Raw genomic sequence first — 6,072 nt, 5'->3', positions numbered from 1 at the left:
TCCCAGCGATCTGAGAAACGCAGTCTGAGCATCCATTGCGAAACGCACTCCCATCTTGAGATGGGTATCACCTCGCAGTCCGCGCCGGCGCAGACAACGTGCCGCTCAGACACCGCTTACAATCCATCTGACTACTATTTCTGAGCCGCACGTCGAAATCGACTGTCTCATATTTTTGGTCTGTCACGATTCTGGTCCTCCGTTGAACTATCAACAGATGTTACGCACCAAAACGAGTGCTTCTTTAGAGGTGTTTCATGGCATCGCCCGCCACATGCGGAAACGCACCTGTTCGGTCACCTCGCGGATTAGACCTTGCGCTTCCATCCAAGCAAGGTTGCGCTGGACGGCGGCGCGGCTGGCACCGGTCAGGGTCTCGGCCATTGGAGCGGAGACGACGGGCCATTCGGTCAGCACCGCGCGCAATGCAGGTGGTGTCTTGCCAGAGAGCGGTGCCATCATGTTGTCCGCCCGCGCTGACCATGCCTGGATATCGTCGAGGTGCCGCATCGCGGTCAGGCATGCTGTTTCCATTCCCTCGAGCCAACGCTGCAAGCGCTCGGCAGGTGGGCCACTGGCGCGCAGCCCCCCTGCCCCGCGCATAGCCAGAGGCGCAAAGATGGCCCCCCCATTCAAATTCGGGCCTTCGCTCGCGGCAATGCGTGCGGCGGTAACCGCCGCTTCCATCCGGTCGTCCTGTTGCCCGAGGCCCGCAAGGTTCCAGAGGTGAAACCCCATGCAGGCGCGTGTAATCGAATGCAGGTGGGCGGCTTGCGCCATCAGGTCAAGCCAACCGACCGCGCGATCCGCAAAGGGCTCGGCTTAATTGGCCATGTTTTCAGGGTCACGGCGATCGAGGAAAACGGATAAGTCCACCTCTGGACCGGGACCGCCTGTCAGACGGCGCACCGCCCATCCGACACGCGCGAGCGCTGCGATGTCGTCCTGCACCCCGGACAAGCGCATGGATATCCAAAGCGCCAGCCGATCCGGGCCAATTCGGTCACCCACAAACCAGCTGAGGTCTGCCGCCTCCATCAGGGCGAGCCTGAGCCGCCAGCCTTCCGGGCCACGGTGCAGACGGTCATCCAGCGCGCCAATCCGGCTAGCCACACGGGCAAGACGGGCGGCATTACCTGCCTCCGCCTTCCGCCAATCGTCGAGGACCGCGGTTTCACGCAACTCTGCCCTCGGTCCGGGCGGCAGATAATCCGGCTCCACTTCTATTGGACCGGGCAGGAACCACAGGTCGTCCTCGGACGTCTCTTCAATCCCCTCCGCATCAACTAGAGGATCGTCCAATTTACTATACTGCGTAGGTACTTGAGGCTTCATATGTGCAAAATATGGCGCTTTTGCATTTTACCAAAGTGTTTTGTTAGGGTGCGCCTGCACACCCTATATAGCACGCGCGCGCGGTGGTCTGCGATATCTCTCTGATCGCGCTCAGCATATGAAAACCAAGGGGTTCTTGATTTGCAGCACCACAAAGAGCGCCCTTGCCTCTGTTTACAAACGGTCGATTGCTGACGTGTTTCGCAATTGCAAAGAGCCAGAGAAAGGGAAGCCCGTGTGCCGGGCTTGAAAGGAAAGAGAGAGTCTCATCCGGGTCCGGCGCGACAAGGATCCTGACCATGGCCAAGACCAAAACCACGACGCGTTCGAAACCCGCCACCTCAAAGAAAACCGAAACCGCCGGATCGGCTGCGCCTGACGGCGCCGCCGACATCCGGATGATCCCGCTCGACCAGCTGGAGCCGAGCCAACTCAACGTCCGCAAAGTCGCCGCGAGCGCTAGCGACGACGCCGAACTCCTCGCCAGCATCCGCGAGACAGGCATCAAACAGAACCTAGTGGTTCATGCGCTGTCAGAGACACGTTTTGCTGTTGACGCCGGTGGCCGTCGCCTCAAATCGCTGAAACAGCTGGCCGAGGACGGTGTGATCCCCGCAGACCACCCGGTGCCCTGCCTTGTGGAAGACGAGCGCAACGCCGTCCTCACTTCCGCCACGGAAAACCTCCAGCGCGCCGCGATGCACCCGGCGGACCAGTTCGAAGCGTTCGACAAGATGATCGCCGAGGGCCGCAGCGAGGAAGAGATTGCGCTGAAGTTCGGCGTATCTGTCGACCTGGTGCGCCGTCGCCTCAAACTTGCCCGTGTCGCGCCCGAGATCATCGAGCAATTCCGCGCGGGCGACATGACCCTCGACTGCGTGATGGCGTTCACGCTGACCGACGACCATGATCGCCAACTCGCGGTGTGGAACGCGGTGAAGGGCAGCTATCACATCCATCCGCAAAGCATCAAACGCCATCTGACCGAGACCGCGCATTCGGCGAACTCGGCGCTTGGGCGCTTCGTCGGCATCGAGGCCTATGAGGCGGCGGGTGGTGTTCTGCTGCGCGATCTCTTCGACGACCGTGCCAGCGCCCATATGGAAAACCCCGAACTTCTGGAACGTCTCGCCATCGAGAAACTGCAAACCGCCGCCAAGCCCTTCGAGGCGGCGTGGAAATGGGTCGAGGTGCATCTCTCGGTGGATTATGGCGCGTTTCGCAGTTTCGGGCGGGTCTATCCGCAGGACATCGTCCCCGATCCGGATTTGCTGGCCGAGGAGGACCGTCTCATCGCGCGAGAAGAAGAACTGGCGGCACAGAATGACGGTGAGGATTGGACCGACGCGGAGACGGAAGAGTACTACGCTATCGAACCGCGCCTGCGCGAGATCGAGGCCCTGCAGCGCGAACGGCAGCCCTACGCAGACGCAGATCGCGCTATCGCTGGCGTGGTTCTGACCATCGGTCATGACGGGGCGCTGCGTGTCGAGAAAGGCCTCGTGCGTCCCGAGGATATTCCTGCGGCGTCCGAACCCGACGAGACCCTCGCAGATGCGGATGGCGCCCCCTCCCCTGCCCGGCCCCACGTGACCCCGCCGACCTCCTCCACGCCGGTGCCGAGCTCCGACCCGGCTGCGACGTTGCGCAAAGCCGATGGGATTTCAGCGAGCCTGGCCGACGATCTGCGCGCCACGCGCCAGCATATCCTGCGGGCGCATCTGGCGGCGGATTTCGAGGTGGCGTTCGATGCGATGCTCTATGCGCTCTGCGAACAGGCACTGGGGCGGTCCTACACCACCGAGGCGCTCGACATCTCGATCCGTCCCTTCCAAGCGCAGAACCGCGACGTGTTGCACGCCGATACCGTCGCGCAAAAGATGCTCGAGGCGCTGGAACAGGATCTCGCTACTGACTGGATAACACTGGAGAAACCCCAAGACTTCCAGGCGATGTCGGCATTGCCCCTTGCCGACAAGCAGGCGCTTTTCGCCTGGGCGACGGGTCTCGCGGTCAAGCCGCAGCTCTCCTCCGACAATCGCCCCTCCGCGATCATCGAGGAGATCGGCGCGCGGCTTGACGTCGATGTGGCGGCCTGCTGGCGCCCGACCGCTCAGAACTACTGGGGTCGGGTCAACAAGGGCCATGCAGTGGCCACGGCGCGCAAACTGATCGGCGACGATTACGCCGAAGATCGCAACCGCGAGCGCAAGGGCGATATCGCGGCTGCGATGGAGCGGGCTTTTGCGGAAACAGCCAGCGAGACGGAAGGTTTCGGCGCGGCGACGGTTGCAAGGACGACGCGCTGGCTGCCTGACGGAATGGTGTTTGCCGGTGCGACTGAGGCCGGTCCCGAAATGGCTAGCGATGCACCTGAAGCCGAGGAAAGCGACTTGCCCGCTGCAGACGCTCTGGCTGAGGCGGAGAATGAGGAACCGTCGTCCTTGCCCGCCTTCCTCAGCGGGGATGCGGCCTGACGAAGTAAACACCGATCTGATTGCCACATGAACTTTGGGCCGTCTTCACATCGAGGGCGGCCCTTTCCGGCTGGCGGGTTGCCTACAGCCGATATCGGATCGGCTGGCCCGTCCCGGAGATATCCCATGACCACCGCACTCGACATCGATCCCGTCCAGGAAGCTGCGCTCATCGCCACGCAAAACGATGCCTTCCGCCACTCGATCCTCGGAAACAATACTGTTGCCGATGCACCGCAGGGCCAGTTCGTGATGACACGCGGCGTCGCGGCGCTTGGGATCGATGCACAACTGGAGCTGACCCGCCGTGTTGCTGCCTTCGACGGGTTCAACGCCGACAGCGACCCGCAGGGATGGCACGAAATGGGGGTTATCGAGTTTGGGGACACAACGGTTTGGTTCAAGATCGACTTGTACGACACCGACTACACGTACGGCTCGCCCGAACCCTCCGATCCCGAACAGACGCGTCGGGTCCTGACCCTGCTACTGCCCTCGGAATACTGACACCCCCCATCTCTGATCACCGCCTCGGACCGCCCTTCCACAAAGGGCGGTCCTTTCGCGCTGCCGGGTTCCAAGGGGCGCGATACCCGCGCCCCGCCCGCCGCAGGAGAACAGAGATGGCCAAGACACTCGACTACCAGATCACCCTCTATCCCGCGCATCGCGATGGCGCTTTCGTCGTTACCCAGTTCCAGATGATGGCGAGCTACCCCGAAAAGCGCATCCAGGCCGCGGGCATGGATGACCTGATAGACAAGGTGACGCAGTTCGCAATGGAGCACGGTGAGAGTTGCAGCGCTTCGGTGCGCTGCCTCGCGCCGCGCAAACCGCCGGGGTTCAAGCGCGCGACCGAGAACCTTTATTTCAACCTGGTTGACCGGACGGCTGAAAACCGCGGCGCTGCGGCGGCCTGAAGCCCGCTTGAGGAAACCACCGGGGCGGCCTCCCGTAACGGTCGCCCTCCCCTCTCCCAATTCCAAAGGACTAAAGACATGACACAAGCGACTAATTTCTACGCGCAGATGCTCGAATCTCAGAGACGGGCTGCCGAACAGCGGGTCGAGACCCGCGCGGCGCTCCTTACCGAGCTGCGCGCCCTCGGTGTGACGAGCATCGAGGTGCAATACGAAGGCTACGGCGATTCCGGCAATGTAGAGGATGTCGTCGTGGCCCCTGACACGGTCACCCTGACGGACGAGTTGCGGCGCCGGGTCGAAGACTTCGGATGGGATTTTGCCTATGCGCTGAGCCCCGGTTTTGAGAACAACGAAGGTGGCTTTGGAGAACTGACCTGGGCGCTTGAGGCGGACAAGATCGATGTCCGCCACTCGAACCGCTATATCGAGACCGACACCACCGAACACGAGGGGCTCTGACATGGCACATCCCCTCCACCACGCCGAAAGCTCGGCCCGAAAGTTCGGCGGAGTTCCGGATGATTACCAGCATGTGCATGAATGGTTTGACTCATCCAAAGAGCACCTAGGTCTCTTTGTTCACAGAGCCCAAAAACATCATACAGTCGGGATCTATGATGCCCAAAGGATCTTCGGCCACAGCCTGACCAACAGCGCGGGCCGGGTCGTCCCGATCCGTTGGATCGGTGAGCAGCATGTGCGCGAAGACTGCCAGGGGCGCATCCCGTCGCTTGCGGACTGGCTCGGACGCATACAACCCGAACCATGGATGGCCAATGGCCGGATCGACAACGACCCGACGCAAATCGGCCGCGATCCGCGCGCGGCTTGGGTCGCAGCGGTGGCCAATCACCAGACCATACTTGGTTTCGAAGACTGGCTGCTGAAGGTCTCGGTCGAGCAGGTCCAGCATCGCGAGAACCGCTCCGCCGCCTGATCCACGGGGGGCAGTGACGCCATTGCCCCTCGGAAAGCACCCTGCTGATCGACCCGCTTGAGCCACAACAGGCTCGGCGGGTCGATTTCGTTTCAAGAAAGGACATCGACATGCATGACCCCGTCTATGAGGAGGCCTACCAAGGCCATACCATCAAAATCTACCACGACACCGATGCCGAAAGTCCGCGTGAGTGGTCCAACCTCGGCACCTTGATCTGCTGGCATCGGCGCTATCGGCTAGGTGACAGGCATCAGTTCGACAGCCCCGAGGCGTTCTTGCGCGATCTCGCGGGTGTCTCGGATCAGTGTGATCTCTCAATGGACCAGTTGCGCGAGCGCGCCGAGCGCAAGGCGATCCTTCTGCCGGTGTTTCTCTATGACCATTCCGGCCTCGCGAT

Annotated in this window: 5 protein-coding genes and 2 pseudogenes; 6 read left to right on the top strand and 1 reads right to left on the bottom strand. The window is 61.9% G+C overall.

Going from position 1 to position 6,072, the window contains the following annotated elements; all coding sequences use genetic code 11:
* Nucleotides 1-255 precede the first annotated feature (255 nt).
* A pseudogene (locus tag QO033_RS25020) lies at nt 256-1,335 on the bottom strand (hypothetical protein).
* A 299-nt stretch (nt 1,336-1,634) separates the two neighbouring features.
* Here QO033_RS25020 and QO033_RS25015 point away from each other — a divergent pair.
* The 6 genes and pseudogenes from QO033_RS25015 to QO033_RS24990 all read left to right on the top strand — a co-directional run.
* Nucleotides 1,635-3,812: a ParB/RepB/Spo0J family partition protein gene (locus QO033_RS25015; RefSeq protein ID WP_284483416.1), complete on the top strand. Its 2,178-nt coding sequence runs from the start codon at nt 1,635-1,637 to the stop codon at nt 3,810-3,812.
* Between the two features lie 126 nt (nt 3,813-3,938).
* Nucleotides 3,939-4,319, top strand: coding sequence for a DUF3768 domain-containing protein (locus QO033_RS25010; protein ID WP_284483415.1), 381 nt, complete (start codon nt 3,939-3,941; stop codon nt 4,317-4,319).
* Between the two features lie 116 nt (nt 4,320-4,435).
* A complete protein-coding gene (locus QO033_RS25005) occupies nt 4,436-4,732 on the top strand; it encodes a hypothetical protein (RefSeq protein WP_284483414.1) in 297 nt (98 codons plus the stop codon).
* A gap of 78 nt (nt 4,733-4,810) precedes the next feature.
* The gene (locus tag QO033_RS25000) at nt 4,811-5,194 is read left to right on the top strand and encodes a DUF6878 family protein (RefSeq protein ID WP_284483413.1); all 384 of its coding nucleotides are present in this window, start codon (nt 4,811-4,813) and stop codon (nt 5,192-5,194) included.
* Nucleotide 5,195: 1 nt separating this feature from the next.
* Nucleotides 5,196-5,672 carry a DUF6915 family protein gene (locus tag QO033_RS24995; RefSeq protein WP_284483412.1) on the top strand — a complete coding sequence of 159 codons (477 nt, stop codon included), beginning with the start codon at nt 5,196-5,198 and terminating at the stop codon, nt 5,670-5,672.
* 110 nt (nt 5,673-5,782) lie between these two features.
* Nucleotides 5,783-6,072 (top strand): annotated as a pseudogene (locus QO033_RS24990) (hypothetical protein); the annotation flags it as partial.

It is taken from the genome of Pseudodonghicola flavimaris, assembly GCF_030164425.1.
GTDB lineage: Bacteria > Pseudomonadota > Alphaproteobacteria > Rhodobacterales > Rhodobacteraceae > Pseudodonghicola > Pseudodonghicola flavimaris.
This window is presented reverse-complemented; position numbering and strand designations above follow the sequence as displayed.